The following is a 21,860-nucleotide window of genomic DNA, read 5'->3' as shown; positions in this document are numbered from 1 at the left end:
GCTCGTCGACAAATTATATGCGAGCCTTCTGCAACTGAGGTTTTCTGTTTTTACAATCAATTGAGAAAGTAATTCCTTTCGCAACTCAGTCCCAAACCTCACTAGTAGAATGGGCCCATTTGCTAGGAGCCATAAGAGAAGCAGGCTTCCAAACATGTCTCAAATTCTCTAAAGGTAATCCAATAAATTTAATGCTCTTAATTAGCCAAATCCCCCAATCGAATTACCCAAGAAGGTTTTGCTGCTAATAATATTGTAAGACTTTCTAATACTTGGCCCGCGCAACAATGGGAAAGCTATTTAACATCTTTAGGAGTAAAGCTAGAAGCAAGTAAATTTCGAACATCATTACCAAGCAAGAATTTAGCTGAGGCCAGAAGGAATCCTCCAAGTGGAGATGACCCACTCATACTGCTGTTACTAAGGTAGAGCAAAGGAGATTACCTCAAACAAATCTGGATAGATCTTGCCTTTAAACTAAGAACTAAATCACCTAATATTCAAACAAAGATACTTTCAAGGGGCTAATCTTTCGACTTAGATCGAGCGAAATAGGATCCTCTGATGTTGTAATAACAAATTTCTATACATCTCAACTTCTATATCTATTCCATAGAATACCCTTAATAAGTTTAGGGAATGATAAATAAACCTGGCCAGACTTACAAGGAATCTATTGTATAAAGTCAGGTGAACATCACTTGCGTACAATAAATGAAGAGAAAATTTTTAACATGCTTGGCTTATAATGCGAAAAGGGTTTTGCCCTAGTAAAGCCTAGTCAATTCAAAGATTTGAAGCTGCGCGCACTAACAAAGCCCTGGCTCGGCCCAATCCTTGCCTTGAATTTACTGGTTATAGGAGGAACAATTGGATACAGGCTTACAGAAGGGTGGGACCTAGGAGATTGTCTGTGGATGGTCCTAATCACTATTACAACAATAGGGTTTGGAGAAGTAGAGCCTCTAAGTGCAGCGGGACGTGTCGTAACAGTACTAATAATCACTGGTGGTTTGATTGTTGTGCAATTAACTATCCAGAGAATCCTAAGGCTGGCGGACTCTGGCTACTTTCGGCAGCTCAAAGAGCTAAGGTTTAGAAGAGTCATACGTCGCATGCGTGATCACGTAATTGTCTGCGGTTATGGACGAATAGGTCAGGAGATTGCAGAGCAACTTCTTTTAGAAGGTGTTCCAATACTAGTTGTAGAGATTGACCCTTCCAGAAAGCTTGCAGCCGAAGAATGTGGCCTTAATGTTTTACAGGCTGATGCAACATTAGATGAAACTTTGTTAATGGCTGGATTGGAGAAATGCAAGAGCTTGGTGGCAACCCTTCCTAATAATGCTGCCAACTTGTATGTAATTCTTAGCGCAAAAGGGTTACGTCCAGAATGTCGTCTCATTGCGAGAGCTGAGAGTCAAGAAGCGGCAGTCAAGCTGAAGCTTGCTGGGGCAAGCGTTGTAGTTAGTCCTTATGTCGCCGCCGGTCGAACGATGGCAGCCACGGCATTACGTCCCTTAGCAGTTGACTTTATGGATTTACTAGCAGGATCAAACTGCGAAATTGAAGAATTTCGACTTAGCAGCAATCCAGAACTTTTCAAGAACCTTGCCCATAGAAGTCTTTCCAAACTGCAGTTAGGAAGAGATAGTGGAGCAATGGTTTTAGCAATTCGAGATGGTTCAAACTTAATAACCAACCCAGGAAGCAATGTAGAGATTTCGCCTGGTCAATTACTTGTGGTCTTAGGCAGCAAGTCTCAACTGACTCGCCTACGTGACCTTTTAGGTCAAACACTAGAAACAGTAGAGCAAATGTCTAGCTGAAGACAGCTCTTGCATTACTACGATCCCCCTTAGCTCATTTCACCAATATGACTTTCCAAACTCAACTCCAAGGTCAAACTGCCCTAGTAACAGGAGCAAGTCGTGGCATAGGACGGGCAATTGCACTAGCGCTTGCTAATTCTGGAGCAGAAGTGGTGATTAACTACGCCAATTCCCCTGAAAAAGCCAACGAAGTAGTTAAAGCAATAGAGAGTTCTGGAGGGGTTGCTTACAGCGTCAAGGCAAACGTTGCTGACGAAATAGAGGTTGATGATCTTTTCAAAACCATCCTTGAAAAAAGTGGTCAGATAGACATCCTTGTAAACAATGCAGGCATTACCCGTGATGGCCTTTTGATGAGAATGAAAAGCGAAGACTGGGAAGCAGTTATGAATCTCAACTTAAAAGGAGTTTTTCTATGTACAAAAGCTGTTGCCAGAACAATGCTTAAGCAGAAAAAAGGAAGAATTATAAATATCACATCTGTTGTTGGACTAATGGGAAATGCGGGACAAGCTAATTACGCTGCAGCAAAGGCAGGTGTCATTGGTTTAACAAAAAGCTCCGCAAAAGAGTTTGCCAGTAGGGGAATTACGGTCAATGCAGTTGCACCAGGATTCATTGAAACAGATATGACTAAGGGTTTGAATGTAGAACCAATATTGACAGCAATTCCCTTGGCAAGATTGGGTTCACCAGAAGAAATAGCTGGAAGTGTTCGATTCTTAGCAGCGGATCCTGCTGCTGCATATATAACAGGACAGGTCCTACAAGTTGATGGAGGAATGGTTATGGGGTAATTGATAGCATATCAATGAATATAAAGGGGGTTTTATAAAACTAAACTCAGAACACTAAATTCACCGATAATAGGCCACAACTAATGCAATTTAAAAGAATAACTTTAGAGACAATATTTAAAAAGTTTTAGGAGTCTAAAGGCTGACCCAATTCATCACGAAGTCTTCGAATACGTTGCAATAGTCTCAACCTTCGACTTCTTGCTGTAGCTGTTAAAAAAAAGCGCAATGGGAAGTAAACCAATGTCATCGTTCCCGCAAGACCAGCCATCAGAACAAAAAATAGAGTTCCTGAATCATTCATACACAAACGATAACTAGCAAATTCGTTGCCGGCACACGAAAATCACAAAGCATTCGGCTTTCCCCACTCATTCCCCCTCCCACTGAGTCAACTTGCTGTGGGAAATTGTCATCGGGTATTAGAAGACCATGGCAAAACTCCTCAGCTTTTCAGATGATTCCCGTAACGCCCTTGAACGAGGCGTTAATGCCTTGGCTGATGCGGTAAAAGTGACCATTGGCCCCCGAGGGCGAAATGTTGTTCTTGAAAAGAAATTTGGAGCTCCTGACATTGTTAATGATGGGGTCACTATTGCCAAAGAAATCGAACTCGAAGATCCTTTTGAAAATTTAGGAGCAAAGCTTATAGAACAAGTCGCATCTAAGACCAAAGACAAAGCCGGTGATGGCACGACTACCGCGACTGTTCTAGCCCAAGTAATGGTTCATGAGGGACTTAGAAATGCTACTGCTGGTGCAAGTCCAATAGAATTACGAAGAGGCATGGAAAAAGCCGTTACAACGGCTCTGCAAGGGCTTCAGAAACGAAGCCAAAAAGTTGGTCCAAATGAAATTCTCCAGGTTGCAACTGTGAGCTCTGGAAGTGATGAAGAAATCGGCAAAATAGTCTCGGAAGCTATGGAAAAGGTAAGTGTTGATGGTGTAATAACTGTAGAAGAATCTAAGTCTCTAGCGACTGAATTAGAAGTAACTGAAGGAATGGCTTTTGATAGAGGTTTCAGTTCTCCTTATTTTGTGACTGATGCAGAAAACCAAATATGTGAATTTGAAAATGCATTACTTTTAATAACGGATCGAAAAATTTCAGCAGTAACTGATCTTGTTCCTATTCTAGAAACTATTCAAAAAGAAAGTTCTCCCTTGGTAATCCTTTCTGAAGAAGTGGAAGGAGAAGCCCTTGCGACCTTAGTGGTTAATAAAAATAGAGGTGTTTTACAAGTTGCAGCAGTACGTGCACCCTCTTTTGGCGAAAGGAGAAAATCTGCATTGGCGGATATTGCTGTTCTAACTGGTGGCACCCTTATTAGTGAAGATCGGGCCATGACTTTAGACAAAGTAGAGTTATCTGATCTCGGGAAAGCAAGGAGAATAACTATCACCAAAGACAGTACAACTATTGTTGCTAATGATGACCACAAAGATGCAGTAGTTGCAAGGGTGGCATCAATAAAAAGAGAACTTGAGGCTACTGATTCTGAATATGATAGAGATAAGCTCAACGAAAGAATTGCCAAATTGGCTGGGGGAGTAGCAGTTATAAAGGTTGGAGCACCTACTGAAACTGAACTAAAAAATAAAAAACTTAGAATCGAAGATGCCTTAAATGCCACTCGAGCTGCAGTCGAAGAAGGCATAGTTGCTGGCGGAGGAACTACATTGCTTCAGCTAAGTGATGATCTCAATCAATTAGCGAAACAACTCACAGGCGACCAACTCACAGGAGTTGAAATTGTTCAAAGAGCTTTAAGTGCCCCACTTCGCCAAATTGCTATCAATGCTGGGGAGAATGGTGATGTGGTTATTTCCTCAGTCAAAAATTCTGGCAAAGGCTTCAATGCCCTGAAGGGAACTTACGAAGACCTGCTAAAAGCAGGGATAGTTGATGCAGCAAAAATCCTAAGGCTTGCAATCCAAGACGCAGTCTCTATTGCATCTCTCCTAATAACAACTGAAGTAGTGATAGCTGACAAACCAGAACCTCCAGCACCACCTGCAGGTGAAGGTGGTGCTGATCCTATGGGTGGCATGATGGGTGGAATGGGTGGAATGGGTGGAATGGGTGGAATGGGTGGAATGGGTGGAATGGGTATGCCAGGGATGATGTAGAAAAATACCCCCGATAAATAAATTTATCGGGGGTATTTTTCTACATCATAATTACAAATAGAAGGAAGAAATTTACTTTAATTTGACAATCTAAACCAAGGGATGAAGGTAATTGGTTAGGTTTAGCATGCTTTTGGACGCTCATCCTCACTATCAGCAAGCCACCTTCTTAAATTCCTAGGAGTCGATTTTCGTGGAGGTGGCGGGAAGGAGCTAGAGACATTATTTTCAGATTGCTTTAATTGTTTTGCTGGTATTTGACTTACAGGTGCAACAAACTCTTCAGAAGAGTTTCCAATGAATGATCTCACTCTACGAATAGGCAAATCTTCTTGAAAGCCTACTTTAGGCTGAATGCCTGATTTTTCTGAATTAATAAGTTCATCACAAATCGATCGCCTTCCTTGTTTTTTATCTGCAAAGCTTAAATCATTAGATTCAAGGTCCATAACAAGAAGACTTTCCAAACTTATATTTTCCTTATGCTGATTTGGTCCACTCAAACTCAATGGAAGATCTGAATAGCCATAGCGATGAACCCATCGTGACTGCAGTTTATAAACCTCCTGGAAGCGTCCTTGATCTATAGCGATCCTAATTTGTTGTTGAATATTCTTCTTTCTAGACCTAAGTAAACAATCAGAAGAAGGTAAGTCTTTCACTGGATTAAGTGAGTTTACGATTTAGCAAAGGACTAACCAAAAAGAAAAGTCCAAAAGTTAGAGCCAATAAAACACTAAGACAACCATAACCATTTACATCCCCATAGGGAGCATGAATTAAAGCCTGGCCCAGGTCAATCGAACCACAATATGCGGCACGAATCGGTTCAATAGCAAAGGTAAGCGGATTTATGGAAGCTAGCCACCCCAACCACGTAGGCATGAAAGAAATTGGAGCCAATGCGGTGCTTGCAAATAAAAGCGGCAAGTTCACCACAAATATGACAGCGATAAGCTCTATATGACCTGGTAGAGCAAATGCCAAACCAAGACTCATAGCCGTAACAGCAAATATCAACAAAAGCAAGGTGACTAAAACAACCAAAAGCCCAGAGGTGCCTGGCCATCCATAACCCAACAAAGACGCGGTAAACATAATTGCAAGGCTCTGCAAAAGACTGATAATCGTAATGTAAATAACAGAAGCAAAGACAATAGAATTTCTACTTCTCAAGGGCGCAACTAAAAGTCGGTTCAAAAATCCAAATTCACGATCAAACATCACAGGCAAACCAGCATTTAAGGCGCCACTAAATGCTGTAAACACTATTACGCCTGCTCCTAAAAACTGACCATAACTAATTCCACCAGGAAGCATTCCTTCAGGAGCTTTGGCAAACAATGCCCCAAACAGAACAAGCCAAATCAAAGGCTGAATAATTCCCGCTATCAAAGTTGATGGTCGTCTCATCAATTGCAAGAAAAGCCGCCGAGTCAAGCCAAGAGTTTCTTGGGTTATTTCTGCAAAAGCTCCATTTGGAGAAGACTTTTCAAGAAACACTGAGTTGTTAATAGTCATTAGGATGTTGATAAAATGAGAAAAGAGGGTGTTCGTCAAGCAAAGCTCAGCGCATAGATTTTTTGGTTTCTAGTTTTATATCTCGCTGACCAGCAACTTCCAATTCAGCATCCATAAGTGTTCTACCAGTAGCTTGAAGATAAACATCATCAAGACTTGGGCGGCTCTGAGAAATCGCAAAGATGGGCACTTGAGCACTAGCAAGCACATCTCTTAAGCGCTGCAATACCTTTTCATTGTCAACCACAAGGTTCAGAGAAAAACCTTGTGCTCGATTAACAACCACCTTGCGAACACCATCAACATTTACAAGAAGTCCCTTAACTTTTTCAGCCTCATTTTTATCACTAAATTCACGGACTCTTAAAGTAACTCTGTCTCCCCCAAGTTGCTGCTTAAGACTTGAAGGTGTACCTTCTGCAATAACTCGTCCATTATCAATAATTGCCATCTGGTCAGCCAGCGCCTCAACCTCTTCTAAGTAATGACTACTCAAAAGAATTGTTTTCCCTTGATCGACTAACTTACGCAACAAACTCCAAATTGCAGAGCGACTTTCTATATCCAAACCTACTGTTGGTTCATCCAAAACAAGTAACTCAGGCTGATGTAACAAGCCTGTAGCCAGATCAAGTCTTCGCCTCATCCCTCCAGAATAAGTACCACAACGACGATCTATCCATGAACTCATATCAAGCTGGTCTATCAATTCCGATATTCGCTTGTCTCTTTCTTTAGTACGCAAATGATAAAGATCACCTTGTAATTGCAACAACTCTCTTCCTGAAAGGATTTTATCAATTGCTACTTCCTGTGCCACATATCCAAGTCTAGTCCTAGCTCCACGAGGATCTTCTAATGCATCAATTCCAGCCAGTCTGACTTTCCCAGAATCTGGAGCAAGAAGTGTACACAAAATCCTAAGAGTGGTTGTCTTCCCAGCTCCATTTGGTCCTAGCAAGCCATATAAGCACCCATAAGGAACCTGAAGGCTTAACCCTCTCAGAGCCTTTACAGGCCCATAAGACTTTTCGAGCTCCTGAAGTTCAATCACAGCGATCGAATCTAGCGGACAACTTAAGGATCATTGGTGAAATGTAGACAGCAAAAAAGAAGTGCTATTAAAAAAATAAAAATGGAGAGTTTAAATATCTTTAGCTCAATTGACCACCCATTGCCAGCTGTTGGAGCAAAAGGACACTCTGTGTATCGAACTGAACAGAGACTGGAAGGCGACTAAGAACTAAGAGCAAACAAATCCCGAACATGTACAAGATTGACCATCTAAACAGTCCCTTGGCCCTTTCCAGATCTTCAGGATCATGCCAAAGACGGCGGACCATTTGAATTAGCCGAAAATTAAAAGGCAAACACAGCAAACCATATAAAAGACCACCTTCAGGTAGTGCCCATATTCCAAAAACGCTTAAGAATGCCGTTGCCCAACCGTAACGGGTGATTGCTTTTGCCGTAAAGAAAGAACCTTTCACAACTGGAAGCATAGGTATGCCTACTGAGCGATAGTCATCCTTTAATAACAACGCCAATGCCCAAAAATGAGCTGGGGTCCAGACCATCACCAAAGCAAATAACCACCAACCTCCCAAACCGACATGCCCAGTTGCAGCTGCTGCCCCTACCAGTGGAGGTATTGCACCTGCAACACCTCCTACAACAATATTTTTAGATGTTCTTGGCTTTAAAAGTGCTGTGTATAGCAAGACATAACTACAAAGTCCGAGCAAAGACAAGCCAGCGGCAAGGCAGTTAACCCCACTAACAAGAAGGGTTGCAGCCGCCAAGGTGCAAGAAATAGCTACTGCAAAAGCTGTTTTCGAAGATAAACGACCTGAAGGCAGTGCTCGTCCACTCGTGCGTTTCATCCTCCCATCAAGATCCTGTTCCCAAAGACAATTGAGCACTCCTGCCGCCGCCGCCGCCAAGGCGCCGCCACCCAAAGTGCATGCCAGTCTTGGAGAGGGCAATGGCCATCCCTCTGTAAGAGCCATCCCTCCAATGGTTGTAGCTAGAAGTAGAGGAATAAGACGAGGTTTTGCCACCTCTAACCATGGAGGGAGCTTTATAAACCTGCGAGATGGGACCACTTGCTCCCGAATCGCTTGAGGCTGAAGCATCTCGGAGGTGGAACTAACCATGACAATGCTCCAGGGGGGATGAGATCTCGGAAATGAAACTAATTTCCTTAGTAGGAATATCGGGACGTCGGCAAACCAACGCCGCCAAAAAAGCAACTAACAAAGCTGCCACTAACTGGTGGGAAATAGTGATGGTTGGGTAGAAGGAACCAAAACGAAGGGTAAGTACTCCAAGAGTGATTTGGATGATTAAGAGCCCAACTACAGACAAAAGAAACCGCCATTGACTCCTAGGCCACCCACCTGCAATAAAGGCAACTAATACAAAGCTCAAAATAGTTGCAGAAGTTAGAACAGCAGAGAAGCGATGAAAATCAATGAGCTCACAAGCCTGTCCGAAATTCCTACACCTCTGTGCAGCCCAGGCAGTAGCCATTTGACCACCCAAAAGCGATTGAATAATTACCGCAAAGAGTGAAATAACCCCCATCAACCTCCACCAAAATGGCGAATTAGAATTTGAGCGAGAAAACAACCGCTGAGTTATTCCACTAACCATTGCAACAAGAGTTAGTGCCAAAACCAAGTGAGCACTAACGACACCAGAAGGCAACAATTGAAGGACTGTTAGGGCTCCCAACCCTCCTTGGATCCCAACCATAAGGACAAGTAAACCAGATATAAAAGGAAGCCATGTTGGCAAAACCTTTCGCCACCTCAAGCTGACCCAAAACTGAGCCAACACCGCGACCCCTACTAAAAAGGCATCTAATCGGTGAAACCATTCAAGAAAAACTTGAAGGTTCATCTGCCTGCCAGGGAAAAGCGAGCCATAACAAAGAGGCCAATCTGGACATGCAAGTCCCGCTTCCATAACCCTTGTGGAGCCACCAATAACCACAAGGGCTATTAGGGCCACCACAAGATGTGAAGTCAATTGGGCAAGACGCAATCGAATCACAGGGAGGGAGGAAGTAGTCAATGATCCACCCTTATTCATAAATGGGTTGATGTTCGTGAAAGCTAGCGATTGATGCAGAAACGTCAGGTTGTATGGACGACTACAACATCAAAAAACCTTGAAAAATCTCATATCCCTGACACAAATTATTTGCGACCACGGTTCGACCACTAATCAATCCCTTTCAAAGCAAGTTTCCATCAGGACTTCATAACGCCTTAACAATCCCTGAATGATGAACGCCCAGTAACTACATAGGCTTAGTGAAATATTGGAGGCCACAATTGCCGATTCCCTCGGCCATCAAGACGCTTTTAATCTCCACAGCCCTCATTCTTATGGGACTGTGGGCTGGACAGAACGTCAATTTACTCCCGGTTGATGCCAGTGAGAATGCCCCTGTTTACGACGAACTTTTCAAAGTTCTATTCAGTATTGGGACAATTCTTTTCCTCGGGATGACAGGACTAGTTGTATATAGCCTTTTCAAATTCCGGCGCCGCCCTGATGAAATTGGTGATGGATTGCCCATAGAAGGGAACCTGCCTCTTGAAATACTTTGGACTGCAGTTCCTGCTGTTGTCGTTTTATTTGTTGGGCTCTACAGCTACGACATTTATGACCGAATGGGAGGGATGCAACCATTGGATCATGGAGTGCATGACCACGCGGCCATGTCGAATGATCAAAGAATCTGGGGAGGCATCGGCTCCAATCCTGAAGATGCCACAAAAACAGGGATGTTCGCACCTCTACGTATTGAGGTAAATGCTCTCCAATTCGCCTTCATCTTTCATTACCCTGAAGGAGATATCACCTCAGGAGAATTACATGTTCCTAAAGGACAACCGATAAGTATGCGAATGGACTCCAAGGATGTAATTCATGCTTTTTGGGTCCCAGAATTTCGTCTAAAACAAGATATTATTCCTGGCCAACCAACAATCCTTAATTTCACCGCAACAAAAACAGGAAGATATCCAATCATCTGCGCAGAGTTATGTGGCCCATACCATGGCGGAATGAGGTCTTCAGTCGTTGTAGAAGAACCTGAAAATTACGAAGAATGGTTTAACACAAATGCAAAGCCAACTAATCCAATAGCATGACAACTTCCAATCCTCAAGAAAGTGATCTTTCTGAACTTAGTCTTCAACCAACTGGTTGGCTAAAGTACTTCAGTTTCAGCCTGGATCACAAGGTCATCGGCCTTCAATACTTAATCTGTGGTTTTATATTTTATTTAATTGGTGGATTACTAGCTGGAGCAATTCGAATAGAGCTTACAAGCCCCATTTCAGACTTTATGCCCAGAGATGTATATAACCAAATTTTAACTCTACATGGAACAATAATGATATTTCTCTGGATTGTTCCTGTGGTAAATGGGGCATTTGGTAATTACCTAATTCCATTTTACGTTGGAGCAAGGGACATGGCATTCCCGAGGCTAAATGCTGTCGCCTTTTGGCTAATTCCCCCAGCTGGATTAATGCTAATAACTAGCTACTTCATAACTGGTGCAGCTCAATCAGGCTGGACAGCGTACCCGCCTTTAAGCATAACCACTCCAGCAGCAGGGCAAATCATATGGATACTTAGTGTTCTCCTATTAGGAGGAAGTTCAATTTTTGGAGGCATCAATTTCATCGCGACGATCTTAAAGCTTAGAAGGCCTGGTTTAAAGCTGATGCAACTTCCAATGTATTGCTGGGCAATGCTGGGAACAAGTATTCTAGTTGTTCTATCCACTCCAGTTCTTGCGGGAACTTTAATACTTTTAAGCTTTGATATTGTTGCTCATACAGGCTTCTTCAATCCTTCATTAGGAGGGAATGTAATTGTCTATCAGCATCTTTTTTGGTTTTACTCTCACCCAGCTGTTTACATAATGGTTTTGCCTGCTTTTGGCCTGGTGAGTGAAATACTTCCAGTTCATTGTCGAAAACCACTGTTCGGCTATACCACAATGGTTTATTCAATCATGGCAATAGTTGTTTTAGGGTTGGTGGTATGGGCTCATCACATGTTCACGAGTGGAACCCCCCCTTGGATGAGACTCTTTTTTACAATTGCTACCTCATTTATTGCTGTTCCAACCGGGATAAAATTTTTCAATTGGGTTGCAACGCTTTGGGGAGGAAGAATCTCACTTAACTCTGCTCTTCTTTTTTCATGTGGATTCATAGTTAACTTTGTCTTAGGTGGAATAACAGGTGTTGCACTCGCGCAAGTTCCATTCGATGTTCATGTTCATGACACCTACTTTGTAGTGGCCCATTTTCACTACATTGTTTACGGAGGGTCAGTGTTTGTAATTTTTTCCTCTATCTATCATTGGTACCCAAAATTTACTGGTCACATGCTTAACGAAAATCTGGGTCGCATTCACTTTCTTTTGACTTTTATAGGCTTCAACCTTTGTTTTGCCCCCCAACATTGGCTTGGTCTTAACGGAATGCCTCGTCGGGTTGCAGAATATGACCCTCAATTCACTTTAGTTAATCAAATCAGTAGCGCTGGTGCACTAATAATGGCCATCAGCACTATTCCTTTTCTTTGGAACGTAGTTAAAAGCGCATTTGATGGAATCCCTTCAGGGAACAATCCATGGGAAGCACTTACCCCAGAGTGGCTCACCACATCTCCTCCTCCAATTGAAAACTGGTCTGGCCCAGCTCCCCTCGTCAAAGAGCCTTATGGATATGGAGAGACTCAAAAAGGCTTAAGTCTTGATATGGAAACAAAGCAAGCTCCCTTTGAAGATTCCAAAGAGGTGGAAAAATGACAACTTCATCAACAATTAACAAAGAAAGTTCTCCTGAAATTGAACAGCAGGAAAATCACGGAGATTATAGACTTTTTGGCCTAGCTGCATTCCTCGTAGCAGATGGGATGACGTTCGCAGGTTTTTTTGCTGCTTATCTAACTTTTAAAGCTGTAAACCCATTATTACCTGATGCTATATATGAATTAGAGCTTCCACTCCCAACGCTTAATACAATCTTATTGCTTGTAAGCAGTGCAACATTTCATCGAGCAGGACAGGCACTAAGAAAAGACATGTCAAAGACTTGCCAAAGCTGGCTTCTTTTAACTGCATCCTTGGGTTCTTTGTTCCTAATTAGCCAGATGTTCGAATATTTTACACTGCCATTTGGCTTGACTGACAATCTCTACGCAAGCACATTCTATGCATTAACAGGTTTTCACGGATTACATGTTTGTCTTGGAACAATAATGATCTTAATTGTCTGGTGGCAAGCACGTTCCCCTGGTGGTCGAGTTAACAGCAATAACCATTTTCCTCTTGAGGCTGCTGAGCTCTATTGGCACTTTGTTGATGGCATATGGGTGATTTTATTTATCATCCTCTACCTCCTTTAAACCCTTGCTATGACTTGTCAATCAACAAAGATTAGAGCAATCCCTTGCCACAGTTGCACTTTCTAGTCAGAATTGATTCAACTAATGCTGGCGAAATGCTGGTCGGAAAAGAACTCCTGGACAAAGCCAGATCTCTCAGCAATCGTCCTGAGGATGAAATTGCTCGAGGTTGTGGGTATGTGGGCCCCAGTGGTCGCGTTCTACGCAAAAGCTTCTACCGAGCCCTAGTAGAAGCTAAAGGCTACAAATTACGTACCAATCGTTCTGGGAGGCCAGGAAATCGATCCTCTCGTGGCCGCCAAGCCGAGTTTCGTACGAAGGTCCATGGGAACGGCAACCTTTTAATAGGTCATGCCTATACAAAGAAGCTAGGACTAGAACCTGGGCAAGAGTTCCGAATTGAACTTCATCGAGATTCTGGAATCATTGGGCTTCTCCCATTGCAAAACAAAAAAGCCTCCGACGAAACCTCTTAGAAACATCTCATTTCTATACTTTTAAAGCCCTAGGAATCTTCTAGGGCTTAATTTTTTTAAACCCAACCTTGGTTAGCCAGCCATTCTTTTGAAATAAGAGGATGCGCTGAGGATTTTATATTTGTTTCTTCAAACATTGCTGACAACAAGCTTTCGGCATATTTAGCCATCAGATCAGCCTCCAAATTCACCAGATCACCCTCTTTAAGAACCTTAAGCGAAGTATTTGTCCATGTATGGGGAATAACAGCTATTGAAAAGCGACTGCCATTACTAATACTTGCAGCAACGGTCAAGCTAATTCCATTAAGACAAATACTGGCTTTGTCGCATACATACCGTCCATACGAAGACTCCTGCCACATCACTTCAAGATGTACGGACTGGGGATTAGAGACAATTTCAACTACTTTTCCAAGTCCGTCTATATGTCCACTAACTATGTGACCACCCATCCGGTCAGACAATCTGAGTGCGGGTTCAAGATTCACGCACGCCAATGCATCGGCCTTTAGCCCAAGTGTTGTACGACGAAGTGTCTCTTCTGAAACATCTGCCAAAAAACCATTTGGAACAATTTCCGCCACGGTAAGGCAAACACCATCTACGGCAATGCTGTCTCCCAGCGTCAAAGGTCCCAAAGACTCACAATTCTCAATCAGGAGTCCACGTGAACGACGCCTAATTTTCCCAATGCCTTGAACAAGCCCAGTAAACATTGAAGTTCCCTGCTAATGAAAACTAGCCATAATTAGATAAAAGATAAAGGAGGAACTGTGGTCGAGATGAGCGTGGCCGGTCTCGCACTCGACGCGTCCAATCGAACACCAATTGTTTTACTTCGTGATCCCTCCGGTAGAAGACAAGTGCCGATTTGGATAGATCATGCACAAGCCCACAATATTTTGGCGGGGATTAAAGGTACTCACCTTGAGCGTCCTCTTAGTCATGACCTAATGGTTGACCTTCTACATGCTGGGAACCTCCATCTAGAGAAAGTAATCATTCATGCGATTGAAGCAAACACATTTCAAGCAATACTCAAAATTAGTCCAGTTACAAAAGATGAAACCGAAAACAATGAAAAGCCAAAAGCTCTACTTGATGTTGATGCACGCCCAAGCGATGCAATTGCTTTAGCAGTGCGGACAAACTGCGGCATTTGGATGCTTGAAAAAGTTGTAGGAGAAGCTTCCATTCCAGTTGATGCTGAAGCAGATGAAGAAGACCAAGACAAATTCAGACGTTTTTTAGATGAAGTAAGTCCGGCCGCCTTAGTCAGGCATCTCAAATCTCGTACCCCTAAAGGGGAAGAACCATCTGATCCCGAAGACAAAAGCACGAAATAATGTCGATGATGCGGCGTTCATTTGGTGCAGGCTCACAAGTAAGTCTCTTTACTCTTGGCACAATGAGAGCGCTCGAGTCATCCGAGCAAATGTTCAATGTTCTCAAAGCTGCTTATTTCTCTGGAATCAATCACATTGAAACAGCTCCTTCATATGGACAAGCAGAAGCTTTTGTGGGATTAGCTCTAAAAGAAATGAAGCTTCTTGAGCTCAATCCTCCTGGAGGATGGGTAATTACAAGCAAAATCATTCCAGGTCTATCGTTCGAAGAAGGAAAAAACCAACTCAAAAAATCAATTTTGCGACTTGGAATTTCTAAAGTTAACAATCTTGCAATTCATGGACTAAACCTCCCAGAACATCTTCATTGGGCCATTAATGGTGACGGAAAGAAGCTCCTAAATTGGGCCAAGAGAGAAGGATTAATTGATCAAATTGGTTTCAGTAGCCATGGATCAAAAGTCTTAATTAAAAAAGCACTAACTAGCAAAGTATTTCAATTCTGTAGCCTTCATCTTCACCTTCTGGACCCCGGGAGATTGCCCCTCGCAAAAAAAGCCTTAGAGGAAGGAATAGGAGTCATGGCTATCTCACCAGCCGATAAAGGAGGGAGACTCCAAGCACCTAGCAAAATCCTAACTGAAGATTGCAATCCAATCCCTCCCCTTGAACTTGCATATAGGTTCCTAATCGCAAACGGCATAAGCACGCTCACCCTTGGAGCTTCTAAACCCGAAGACTTTTCTATTGCACAAAAACTAGCCCATAAAGATGGGCCTCTAACAAAACAGGAAGAAGCTTGTCTTTTACATCTTCAATTTGCTGGGAAAAAAAGACTTGGAATTACACAATGTGGTCAATGCCAAAAATGCCTCCCATGTCCTGAAGCTGTCCCTATTCCCGAGATTTTACGCTTGAGAAATCTTGCAATAGGTCATGACCTAATTGGATTTGCCAAAGAAAGATACAACCTCATTGGTAAAGCAGGCCATTGGTGGGAAAGCGTTAATGGTGATGCTTGTGAAAATTGTCAAGAATGTCTGCCCAGGTGTCCATATCAACTACCTATACCTGAACTACTTTCAAACACTCATCAACTATTAAAGGATTCGCCGCGTAGACGACTATGGGAATGATTGATTCCACACTTCAAGAAGTTCTTTTTGCTTTTCAAAAGTTAATTGAGGGATAGACCAGCACCTGTCCCAAACAGTTTGAGATGGCAATAAGGCGTCTTTAAAAGGAAGAGGCGCAACCAATTTACTCAACTTTTCATACGGTAAAGGAGGCAACCACCCTTCAGAGAGAAGCTTTTTAGTCAAAGATGAATCCCAAGCCGCTTCAACCCACTCTTTAGGAAGTTTCTGTCCACTGGAAGCAGGAATGGTCAAAACAGTCCAATGCAATGGTGAACCACTATTAGGCAGTATTGCCTTCAATCGTGGATCTCTTCTTAAAAGACCAAAACATCGCTCTACGGGAAGAATCGCAACTCGAGCCTTATCTTTTAATAACCAATTCAATGCATTTCTATCATCAAAAGAGTAAACCTGAGCAACTAATTGCTTAAGCGCATCAGAACTTTTGATTCTTTGAGCAATACTCATTACCAAAAGAGGACTTTCAGGCATAACTATTAATCCTTTTAATTTTTGATCTAATAAAACATCCCAACCATTACTTGCTTCATCCTGCCAGTAGTCGCCATTTCTAAAAAGCAATGCCCAAGGGCTAACCCCTACAGGTAATACTCGACTAGAAAGATTTTCATTCAGACCCTCCAGAAAAGATTGGGCCTGAAAGCCTAACCTTTTCTTCAAAAGATCTGCATCAATTGGCTTTAAACGGTCTATAGGCAAATTCATTAGCCAGCCATCTCCAAGAGCAAGCAAATCTGCATCTTTAAGTCCTTTATCAAAAGGTTTTTGCTCAGAACCTGAGGACAATGGTTTATACCTCCAATCAATAGGCAAAACTTGTCGCCAATACTTCGGTACAGTTTCAGGACTAGCCATCAAGATCGATCTGCTTTTAGTAGAAGAACAGCCCGAAAGGCTCAGAAGGCCTACAGATAATGCCCCCCTCAAGAATTCTCTTCTACCAAGCATTTGAAATCCCATTTCAAAAATTATTTATCTGAAGGGGATATCCCCTCACTAACTGTTTTCATATATGTTTCAACGCCAAAATCACAGGCTTTGACCAAGTCTTCACAAGACTTTCCATGCAACTGAGCCAATAATGCAAGAGCGCCAGCTCCAACTCCTTCTTTTACATAACCAAGTTCATAATCTCGTAAGCATTGATGGTTACTCATATGGAACCTCAATCCTGATGCCAGGCCTAAAAGGCTGACTCCAAAATGTTCTTCTACACGATTCATCAATGCACCAAGAGAACTCGCTCTTGAGCCTGACTGAAGAGATTCATTCATCAACCAAGCTGTAGTACCAATTGATACTCCATCTAAAAATTTTTTGCGTCTTGACGGCTTCAAAGTTGCCAAAGCGATTGCAAGGACGGCAAGCATTTGACTCCCGCCACCCAATAAAACTGGTTTTTCAGCACTTCTAGCCCCAAGCAAAAGTCCAACTGCAGCAGCTTGAAAAGGATCCCCAACTGCGGCAATTAGTTCCTTTGGCAATGGATTAGGCCCTAACGATGCTGATCTAAGGCCAATTTCTACTAGCTCCTTTTTCAACTTCAATGGAGGTGTTTTTCCACTCCCACTAATCAAGTCACTCACACAGATACCCAAACCAGTAAGTACTGCCTGAGCCGTAGTTGTTCCACCCGGAACACATTCAGCTAAAACTAAATTTCCTTTTAATTTTCTACCCATTGCGAATCCTCTATCCCAGAGTCTTTCAACGCGATTTAATGGCATTGCTTTGCCACTGCTAAGACAATTAGCTGGTCCCAAAGAAGGCGGTTCAAAGAGTAAATGAGGGAATCTCGCATTTCCTAGAATTCCTACGACTAAAACCAAAGGGACTAACCCCAAGGAACAAGCAGCTACATAAGTAATTAATGCAGGGGAAAACCCAGCCTTAAGTGAAGGCAAAGGGTATTGACTTTTAAAACCAGGGCCTTTAAGAACAAATTCAGCATCAGCCAAAGCTGTATACCTACGAGACAGTCCAGTAGCTCCTGCAGAAGAAATTCCCTCTATTTCAGAAGTTTTAGAACCCGCTAAAACCAAAACGAAATTCGTTGATTTTGCCTGATCTACCCATGCCTCTAACCAGCGATTGAGAACTACTGGATCAGCCGAATCGCCAAAGGCCGAAAAATCTTGGGAGCCTATTTTGAACGAGACACTCTGCTTCAATTTACAGTGGATCAAGTGCTACTAATCCTTGCAAAATTCCTGGGGGATCAGGAATTGGCGACCTCAGTCTAGGGAATAGCCAAAAAGCCAAAGCATGCAGAACTAAAACGTAAATAATCTCTTGAACAACAACTAACCCAATCGCTGCAAGCTGCACTTGATTTAACTCAGGAGTAATTCCAAGATTTAAAAAATCAAATAATCGATCAAGGAGTCCAGACCCCGCCCTAATAATTACCACCCAAAGATTTTCACCAACTAAAAGAGACAACATCAAAACCCTTACCAAAAAACCTGTAGATCCAATAACAACTCCTATCCACCAACTAAACCACCAATTACACCCTTTGTGCCAACACCACCCCAACCACAAGGCCAAGAAGCCATAAGGGAACAAAACCAACGGCCCCCGCACAGGCCCCATAAGTACAACTAGAAGCATCACTGCAAGCAGAAGCCCCTCATACCCAGCTTTAAAGCCTCGGCGTAATTGCAGCAAAGCAAGAGGCAATGGTAGTGCTAAGCGAAAAAAAGCTCCTCCTATTGGCAAGTAATACAAAGCAAGCCATATCAAGGCAAAAGCAGCTGCCAAATATGACGTCTCCATCATTCGTAGAGCTTTTCTTCGGCTAAAGCTTCTCAATTAAAAGCTCCTCTGATATTCCGCTTACTGAAAACCACAAAAAAAGATTCATAGATCGAAGAAGAGTTTCTATTACTCTCTCAAAGAATTCGACAAAACACGCTCAATCTTTTCAACTTCAAAACTGACGCCTGCACCTCTCAATGCCTTAGTAACACTCTCTGCTGGTGCAGAAGGGTCAGCAGCAGAGAGTTGAATAGTTATTCGATATGGTTGTGGCTTAAATGGTTTTCTAGTTTCAATCACTCTATTTTTCTGATTACGAGCAACTACCTTGATCTTTTTAGGGTTGGAATCAACAACTTCTTCTAACTTCCTACTATCTTTATTGGAAATTACCCTGACAGCTTTTTTAATTGACTTTTTGCGCGGCAAGATAGTGTCATCAATACCCCTTGTTGAATCAAAACTTTCAGCAAGTTCCTTCCCAAATTCTGTACCTGCACAAGATTGGATTCCTATAACGAATGAGCAGCAAATTATTATTGCTGAATACTTATAGGGTATGGATATTATTGAAGTTTTTTGCATCAAGGATCCCCAGGCTTAATAACTCTCACCGCACTAGCCCTAAGGCGTCCTGTCTTAGTTGTTGCTGGAGGTTTTTTCTTTGCAGAAGCAGCTTTTGAAGTTTTCTTTTTAGGGGCCTTCGAAGATGGACTTTTCTTTCGACCAGCAGGTTTTTTAGTAGCTAACTTCGCAACCAAAAGTTCTACAGCTTCTTCTAAAGTAATGTCATCCGCACTTTTGCCCTCTGGCAAAGAAGCATTTACCTTGCCCTGCTTGACGTATAAACCATAAGGCCCATCAAAAACCTGTACATTTTCCTTGCTACCTTCAGGGAGACCCAAATCTTTCAATGCTGTTCGGCCACCACGCCCTCGTTTAGGCATAGCCAACAGCTCAAGTGCTCGACTTAATCCAACATCCAAAACATCATCATCACCTTTAAGAGATCGATAATCCTTCTCACCCTTACCTTTATTCCAAACAACATAAGGACCAAACCGACCAAGTCCAGCCTGAACTTTGCCTCCATCTGGATGCTCCCCCAACAATCTTGGAAGACGCAAAAGACCAAGCGCATCCTCAAGAACTAATTCCTCAGGTTTGACTCCTTTTGGCAAAGAAGCTCTTTTCGGCTTTGGATTCTCTTCACTAACTTCACCACGTTGCACGTAAGGGCCATACTGACCAAATAGCAAATAAATTTTCTCACCCGTTTCAGGATCTTCGCCAATTGACTCAGGTCCTTCTGCCTTCTGCTTCAAAAGCAACTCCGCCTTTTTCTCGTCTAGATCTGCAGGGGTAATTTCCTTAGGAAGATTGGCCTTAATCAACTCCTCTTGGCCATCATCACCTTGTCGCTTAGCTTCTAGATAGGCGCCGAAACGCCCTATACGCACAACACAAGGCAAACCTTCAAGATCAATGGTTCTTGAAGCACCAGGATCAATATCTCCCTCTCGTTGTTGAACCTGAATTTCAAGGCCCTCTTCTCCTTTATAAAAATCTTCTAAATATGGAAGCCAATTAACTTTCCCTGTAGAAATTTCATCCAATGTTGATTCCATTCTTGCAGTAAAGCTTGTATCGACTAAATCAGGGAAATGTTTCTCCAATAAGGCTGTAACAGCAAAAGCAGTAAAGCTAGGTGTCAGGGAATTGCTCTGAAGGGCTGCGTATCCACGATCAACGATAGTTCCGATAATGCTCGCGTATGTGGATGGTCTACCTATACCCTCCTTTTCAAGCATCTTGACCAAAGAAGCTTCGCTATAGCGAGCAGGCGGTTGAGTTTGATGGGGCAAAGCTTCCACTTGATTAGCCACAGGGGAATCACCAACCTTTAAATCAGGCAGAAGAACTTCTTTGCCTTCAATAGCTGCATCTGGATCATCACTTCCCTCTACATAGGCCCTAAAGAAACCTGGAAAGTCAATTCTCTTACCATTGGCCCTAAAAGTTGCTTCCTTTACACTTATATCCACAGACAACATTGTTAGGCGTGCTTCGGCCATTTGACTTGCAACAGTTCGCTTCCAAATCAATTCATAGAGAGAAAGATCACGTCCTTCTAGGTTTGTTTCATTAGGCATACGGAACCTTTCTCCTGCAGGCCTAATAGCCTCATGTGCTTCTTGAGCATTCCTGGCCTTAGTGCTGAACTCTCGAACAGTCTTGCTCAAATACTCTTTCCCATATAGAGAACCAACACAATCACGTGCAGCCTGAATAGCTTGTTGCGACAAATTCACAGAATCTGTACGCATATATGTGATAAACCCTCGCTCATAAAGGCCCTGAGCACATCTCATTGTTTCCCGGGCAGATAAGCGAAGTTTGCGATTTGCCTCTTGCTGAAGTGTGCTTGTTGTGAAAGGTGGAACAGGTTTTCTAACACTTGGCTTTTCTTCTACTTTCTGTACCCGCCAATCACCTTTACTAATATCTTCAACAAGTTTAAGCGCCTCTTCTTCATTAATCAGTCGAACATTACTTCCAGATTTTAAAGTTCCAGTTGTCTCATCAAAATCACTCCCTGTAGCAATTTTCTTACCAGCTAAATTAACTAATTTGGCTTCAAAGCGACTTCCTTTTTTCTCAAGCCCTGCTTTCAAATCCCAATAATTTCCTACTCGAAAAGCTCGTCTATCTCTTTCTCTTAAAACTAACAAACGTACAGCAACTGATTGAACTCGTCCTGCAGAAAGTCCCCATGCAACTTTCTTCCAAAGTAGGGGAGAAAGGGTATAGCCAACCAAGCGATCCAAAATCCTGCGAGTTTCTTGCGCATGAACCAACTGCATATCTAGATCCCTGGTTTCATCGAGCGCTTTAGCAATTGCCTCCTTGGTTATCTCATGAAAAACCATCCTCTTGACAGGCACCTTTGGTGCAAGCAACTGAAGTAAATGCCAACTAATGCTCTCACCCTCTCGGTCCTCATCAGTAGCCAAAAGCAATTGATCTGCATTCTTTAGAGCCGCTTTGAGCTCCTTAACAATCTTTTTCTTGTCCTTAGGAACAACATAAAGCGGTTCAAAATCTGCTCCAGTATTCACACCAAGGTTGGCCCATTTCTGCCCTTTCTGAGCTGCAGGAATTTCACTGGCGTTGTTGGGCAAATCCCTCACATGCCCCATGGAAGCCTCTACCTGAAAGGCCTTTGGTAAGAACCCTCTAATCGTTCTAGCCTTTGTAGGGCTCTCAACGATCACTAATGTTTGTGCCACAGACGAACTTTTTGCCATCTTCTTTGTCTATCGCATTGAGGTCGAAACTACATAGATCAACATTTTCATAAAATCCTGGAGGCTGCCACCGCTACAGTTAC

At 42.7% G+C, this 21,860-nt stretch carries 20 protein-coding genes; 9 read left to right on the top strand and 11 right to left on the bottom strand.

Annotated features, from left to right (window positions below; translation table 11 throughout):
- Window positions 1–794 precede the first annotated feature (794 nt).
- The 3 genes from SOI83_RS09055 (at window position 795) to groL (ending at window position 4,759) form a co-directional block, all read left to right on the top strand.
- A complete protein-coding gene (locus SOI83_RS09055) occupies window positions 795–1,829 on the top strand; it encodes a potassium channel family protein (RefSeq protein WP_320676365.1) in 1,035 nt (344 codons plus the stop codon).
- A gap of 47 nt (window positions 1,830–1,876) precedes the next feature.
- Window positions 1,877–2,629: a 3-oxoacyl-[acyl-carrier-protein] reductase gene (gene fabG, locus SOI83_RS09050; RefSeq protein ID WP_320676364.1), complete on the top strand. Its 753-nt coding sequence runs from the start codon at window positions 1,877–1,879 to the stop codon at window positions 2,627–2,629.
- Window positions 2,630–3,061: 432 nt separating this feature from the next.
- A complete protein-coding gene (groL, locus tag SOI83_RS09045; RefSeq protein WP_320676363.1) occupies window positions 3,062–4,759 on the top strand; it encodes a chaperonin GroEL in 1,698 nt (565 codons plus the stop codon).
- 122 nt (window positions 4,760–4,881) lie between these two features.
- Here the strand turns inward: groL and SOI83_RS09040 are convergent, their stop codons facing one another.
- The 5 genes from SOI83_RS09040 to SOI83_RS09020 all read right to left on the bottom strand — a co-directional run bounded on the left by SOI83_RS09040 (window position 4,882) and on the right by SOI83_RS09020 (window position 9,358).
- On the bottom strand, window positions 4,882–5,421 hold the full coding sequence (locus tag SOI83_RS09040) for a hypothetical protein (RefSeq protein ID WP_320676362.1): 540 nt from the start codon (window positions 5,419–5,421) through the stop codon (window positions 4,882–4,884).
- A gap of 4 nt (window positions 5,422–5,425) precedes the next feature.
- Entirely contained in the window at window positions 5,426–6,280 is an 855-nt protein-coding gene (locus SOI83_RS09035; RefSeq protein WP_320676361.1) for an ABC transporter permease, read from the bottom strand.
- Between the two features lie 46 nt (window positions 6,281–6,326).
- Entirely contained in the window at window positions 6,327–7,340 is a 1,014-nt protein-coding gene (locus SOI83_RS09030) for an ATP-binding cassette domain-containing protein (protein WP_320677734.1), read from the bottom strand.
- A 94-nt stretch (window positions 7,341–7,434) separates the two neighbouring features.
- Complete coding sequence (locus SOI83_RS09025; protein ID WP_320676360.1) at window positions 7,435–8,436, bottom strand: heme o synthase; 1,002 nt, start codon at window positions 8,434–8,436, stop codon at window positions 7,435–7,437.
- Entirely contained in the window at window positions 8,429–9,358 is a 930-nt protein-coding gene (locus tag SOI83_RS09020; protein ID WP_320676359.1) for a COX15/CtaA family protein, read from the bottom strand. Before SOI83_RS09020 ends, SOI83_RS09025 begins: the two co-directional genes overlap by 8 nt.
- A gap of 263 nt (window positions 9,359–9,621) precedes the next feature.
- Between SOI83_RS09020 and coxB the strand changes: the two genes are divergently transcribed.
- From coxB to SOI83_RS09000, 4 genes are all read left to right on the top strand, one after another.
- Window positions 9,622–10,446 (top strand): cytochrome c oxidase subunit II, encoded by an 825-nt coding sequence (coxB, locus tag SOI83_RS09015; protein ID WP_320676358.1) that lies wholly within the window; start codon window positions 9,622–9,624, stop codon window positions 10,444–10,446.
- Window positions 10,443–12,125 (top strand): cytochrome c oxidase subunit I, encoded by a 1,683-nt coding sequence (gene ctaD, locus SOI83_RS09010; RefSeq protein ID WP_320676357.1) that lies wholly within the window; start codon window positions 10,443–10,445, stop codon window positions 12,123–12,125. The genes coxB and ctaD overlap by 4 nt, the downstream gene beginning before the upstream one ends.
- Window positions 12,122–12,724, top strand: a complete 603-nt coding sequence (locus SOI83_RS09005; protein WP_320676356.1) for a cytochrome c oxidase subunit 3 — start codon at window positions 12,122–12,124, stop codon at window positions 12,722–12,724. The genes ctaD and SOI83_RS09005 overlap by 4 nt, the downstream gene beginning before the upstream one ends.
- Window positions 12,725–12,819: 95 nt before the next feature.
- Entirely contained in the window at window positions 12,820–13,200 is a 381-nt protein-coding gene (locus SOI83_RS09000) for an AbrB family transcriptional regulator (protein ID WP_320676355.1), read from the top strand.
- A gap of 56 nt (window positions 13,201–13,256) precedes the next feature.
- Here the strand turns inward: SOI83_RS09000 and SOI83_RS08995 are convergent, their stop codons facing one another.
- Window positions 13,257–13,919, bottom strand: coding sequence for a riboflavin synthase (locus tag SOI83_RS08995; RefSeq protein WP_320676354.1), 663 nt, complete (start codon window positions 13,917–13,919; stop codon window positions 13,257–13,259).
- Window positions 13,920–13,985: 66 nt separating this feature from the next.
- Here SOI83_RS08995 and SOI83_RS08990 point away from each other — a divergent pair, with 66 nt between their 5' ends.
- Both SOI83_RS08990 and SOI83_RS08985 read left to right on the top strand, forming a co-directional pair.
- Window positions 13,986–14,549, top strand: coding sequence for a bifunctional nuclease family protein (locus tag SOI83_RS08990; RefSeq protein WP_414153411.1), 564 nt, complete (start codon window positions 13,986–13,988; stop codon window positions 14,547–14,549).
- A complete protein-coding gene (locus tag SOI83_RS08985; protein WP_414153410.1) occupies window positions 14,549–15,685 on the top strand; it encodes an aldo/keto reductase in 1,137 nt (378 codons plus the stop codon). The genes SOI83_RS08990 and SOI83_RS08985 overlap by 1 nt, the downstream gene beginning before the upstream one ends.
- Here SOI83_RS08985 and SOI83_RS08980 read toward each other — a convergent pair.
- From SOI83_RS08980 to topA, 5 genes are all read right to left on the bottom strand, one after another.
- Entirely contained in the window at window positions 15,674–16,564 is an 891-nt protein-coding gene (locus SOI83_RS08980; RefSeq protein WP_320676351.1) for an ABC transporter substrate-binding protein, read from the bottom strand. The genes SOI83_RS08985 and SOI83_RS08980 overlap by 12 nt on opposite strands.
- A 113-nt stretch (window positions 16,565–16,677) precedes the next feature.
- Window positions 16,678–17,880, bottom strand: coding sequence for a nicotinate-nucleotide--dimethylbenzimidazole phosphoribosyltransferase (locus SOI83_RS08975; RefSeq protein WP_320676350.1), 1,203 nt, complete (start codon window positions 17,878–17,880; stop codon window positions 16,678–16,680).
- Window position 17,881: 1 nt separating this feature from the next.
- Window positions 17,882–18,490: a DUF2232 domain-containing protein gene (locus tag SOI83_RS08970; RefSeq protein WP_320676349.1), complete on the bottom strand. Its 609-nt coding sequence runs from the start codon at window positions 18,488–18,490 to the stop codon at window positions 17,882–17,884.
- A 105-nt stretch (window positions 18,491–18,595) separates the two neighbouring features.
- On the bottom strand, window positions 18,596–19,054 hold the full coding sequence (locus tag SOI83_RS08965) for a hypothetical protein (protein WP_320676348.1): 459 nt from the start codon (window positions 19,052–19,054) through the stop codon (window positions 18,596–18,598).
- Window positions 19,054–21,759 carry a type I DNA topoisomerase gene (gene topA, locus SOI83_RS08960; RefSeq protein WP_320677733.1) on the bottom strand — a complete coding sequence of 902 codons (2,706 nt, stop codon included), beginning with the start codon at window positions 21,757–21,759 and terminating at the stop codon, window positions 19,054–19,056. Before topA ends, SOI83_RS08965 begins: the two co-directional genes overlap by 1 nt.
- Window positions 21,760–21,860 lie beyond the last annotated feature (101 nt).

The sequence above is a fragment of the Prochlorococcus sp. MIT 1300 genome (assembly GCF_034092375.1).
In the GTDB taxonomy this organism is placed as follows: Bacteria; Cyanobacteriota; Cyanobacteriia; order PCC-6307; family Cyanobiaceae; genus MIT-1300.
The sequence above is the reverse complement of the archived record's forward strand: the minus strand, read 5'-3'. Positions and strand labels throughout refer to the sequence as shown.